Origin of the sequence: Pedobacter sp., assembly GCF_041645105.1 — a bacterium.
GTDB lineage: Bacteria > Bacteroidota > Bacteroidia > Sphingobacteriales > Sphingobacteriaceae > Pedobacter.
Genome location: NZ_JBAZQQ010000027.1, coordinates 1 through 2,760, shown reverse-complemented (window position 1 = coordinate 2,760; position 2,760 = coordinate 1). Strand labels below are relative to the sequence as shown.

General features: G+C 36.8%; 2 protein-coding genes. Both read right to left on the bottom strand.

The features are described from left to right. Window positions 1-85: 85 nt before the first annotated feature. On the bottom strand, window positions 86-2,551 hold the full coding sequence (locus WC623_RS24840) for a hypothetical protein (protein WP_372856295.1): 2,466 nt from the start codon (window positions 2,549-2,551) through the stop codon (window positions 86-88). 25 nt (window positions 2,552-2,576) lie between these two features. Then, the coding region (locus tag WC623_RS24835) for a hypothetical protein (protein WP_372856293.1) at window positions 2,577-2,760 on the bottom strand (184 nt) is incomplete at its 5' end.

Sequence of the window (2,760 nt, the reverse complement as noted above, 5' to 3'; positions counted from 1 at the left end):
CGTTCCGTGAAGAGTTGTTATTTGTCTTATGCAACTTGTTCCTATAATAGTCTCATGATCGCACACGCTAAATAGATTTTTAAAGTCAGGCAGGCCTAATCAGCCTGACATCCGATAAATTAATCGGACTGCCATGACCTTTCCATCCTTTTAAAAGATGATACAGCCCAACAATACAAAGTATAAGTTCCCCAGATTTCAACAACAATTCAGCTTCATCCGGTTCTACTCTTGTCCTGCTACCCTCCACGATTCTTGCTTTTTTCTTCAAGTTATTTGATCGTTCCACAGCATTACAAATATCATCAATCGGAAAGGCCATTTTGGAAACATTCTTCAGGATCAGATAACCAAAATCATCAACCATATTTCTGACATTCAACTTGTCCACATAAACATGTTTCCGCATAGCCATAACCCGTCCCAGTTCTGGTTCGTCTCTCAACAACTTGCCGACTTTATTCAACAATAATATGTTATTTTTCAATCTTGAAATAGCACTATCTTCTAAATTCCATGTCGGTTCATAATGAATTCTACCGCCAGCTATAACACCATGACTGAGAAATGCCATTCCAGCTGATATTTTAGTGGTCGTATGGCCGTTACCCGTGTAGATAGAAACATTGTCTCCGCATATTTCTTTTACTTCATCAATAACTTCTACGATATTCATTGCCTCTGAATCTGTTGAACGGCAAACACCAGAATAAATCGGTGTCATATCAATAGAAACAGCACGCAGATCAGCAAAACCAATAGTGTGATATCGTCCATGATAATCTGATAAGATGCTTTTTATTCTTGCATCAATTCCCATTGTATCAATGACTACGCATTCTATTTTTTTGTTAGACAATTGCTCTATACACCTATGTATAAATCCAAGTTCAAGTTTGAGTGTTGCAGCTGAAAGGTAACGCTGGATGAAATATTTCAAACTATAAAACTCTTCAGAATCACGATATCTGAAATTCCTTCCTAGAAATCCAATGGAATCATAAAGCCGCTGTGCAAATTCCTCTTCTGAATATTCGATCCAGAATAGGCCATCTGTTTGTTTTTTAAACAATTCCTCATGTTCTTTAAACCATGTTGGATTTGAGGATCGGATATATGTTGAAATTTCTTTCAGAATGTCGGAGAGATCAGTCCATGTTGTTGGGATATCATCATCAGATGCTTCAATTTCTGTTGTGGGTATATCAAATGTCGGGAAACCATTTATTTGATACGTTCCATCAATGAATTGATCCAATATTTCCGGAGTTAAGTAACAATCTTCAAGATTCAAATCAACATTTCTCAGACGTTCACCAATATCCTGAAAGTAGTAGCTTTCATCGAAGGTGATTTTGCCTTTTCTAATATAATCGATGAGTCTGTTGATAGCGATAAGTGGAACAATATCGGTATTTTCCAGGTCAATAGCTTTCATAAGATCGGGTTTTCTGGCAATTGACCGTTTTCCTTGTTCGTTCAACTTATCCCAGGTTATTTCACCAGTAGCCAGTTGATAAATTGTTCTGGCTTCTTTTCTTTGGAACTTGACTCCTGACGTCATATTATTTGTAAGATCATTCAAATGTTTCAGGATTGATCGATATGCACCGGAGTGTTTTCTTAATAATTCAATTCGGGCAAGTATTTCCTCATCTATCAAAACATTTGCATGTTTTTTTATAATGTGTGGGTCGATCTTTCCCGATTCATCCATTTCTTTAAGATCTTTTCTGATTGACCCTAAAGCAGCCGTACGAAGTTGATTTTCAACCGTTTGCCGTGAGGCATTGTCTGATTGCTTTGATCGTCCAAGTTCATGAATAAGTTCCCCAAGAAGAAGGTCTTTGCATCTTATGATATATGTAGCCTGTATTTCAAAAATTAGTTTTGCTTGAGCCTCTAATTGCTGGTTTGGTGGAATTGAGCCAAGCAGCTTTTGCAGGAATTTTCTCCGGGATAATATTTCTGGATAGAATCGATTTGCATCGACATTGTATATCGAAAACGCTTCTTTGGCTTTGATCAATCTTTGATAAATTGCATCTATGTTTGCACCGCCATAGGTTTTCAAGTCGGAGAAAGTAAATATTGTCTGAAGAGACTCACGATTTTTCTCAAGTGAATAGTTTTGAGGGAATGGGATTTTTTTCGCTTTGAACCAGTTGTATGATTCTGAACAATACATTGAGAGGATTTTTTGCTTGGCTGCTCTATAAAATGTGGGTTTAGATAATGGTTTTTGATTCTGTTCGTTTCGTTGTTCTTGAAGATCTTCATGAATTCCTTTTTTAACTTGAATGGGATTTGATGCAAGTTCTTGTTCGATTTTGAAGAATTCTGAAAGAGTTACAGAGGGTTTTTCTTTTCCAAGATAGGTGAATTGTGAGAATTCTTTGTCAGTTTTTATCCAATTTGCCAATCGTCGTCTGAGTCCAAAAGGAGTCACTATTATTAATTTTGCCAACTTTGTTAAATCATTACCTGTATAGCCGCCTTCATATTCTTGTTTTTCCCTGAGAAAAATTAGAACTTGCTCCCGTGATATCATGCGGGATAATCAGGAGATTAGTTTATTAAGCCTTAATCATTGTATACTTTTTTAGCGTGTGTGAGGATGAGACTAATATAGGAACAACTTGCATAGACCTAATCCTGCTAATCGGCCTTCTTCGTTGGCGTTTGGGCATGAAACGGCACGAGATACGTGCATTTCTTGAAACAAAAAGCATATTCCTCTCAACAGGAACAATTTCAAAC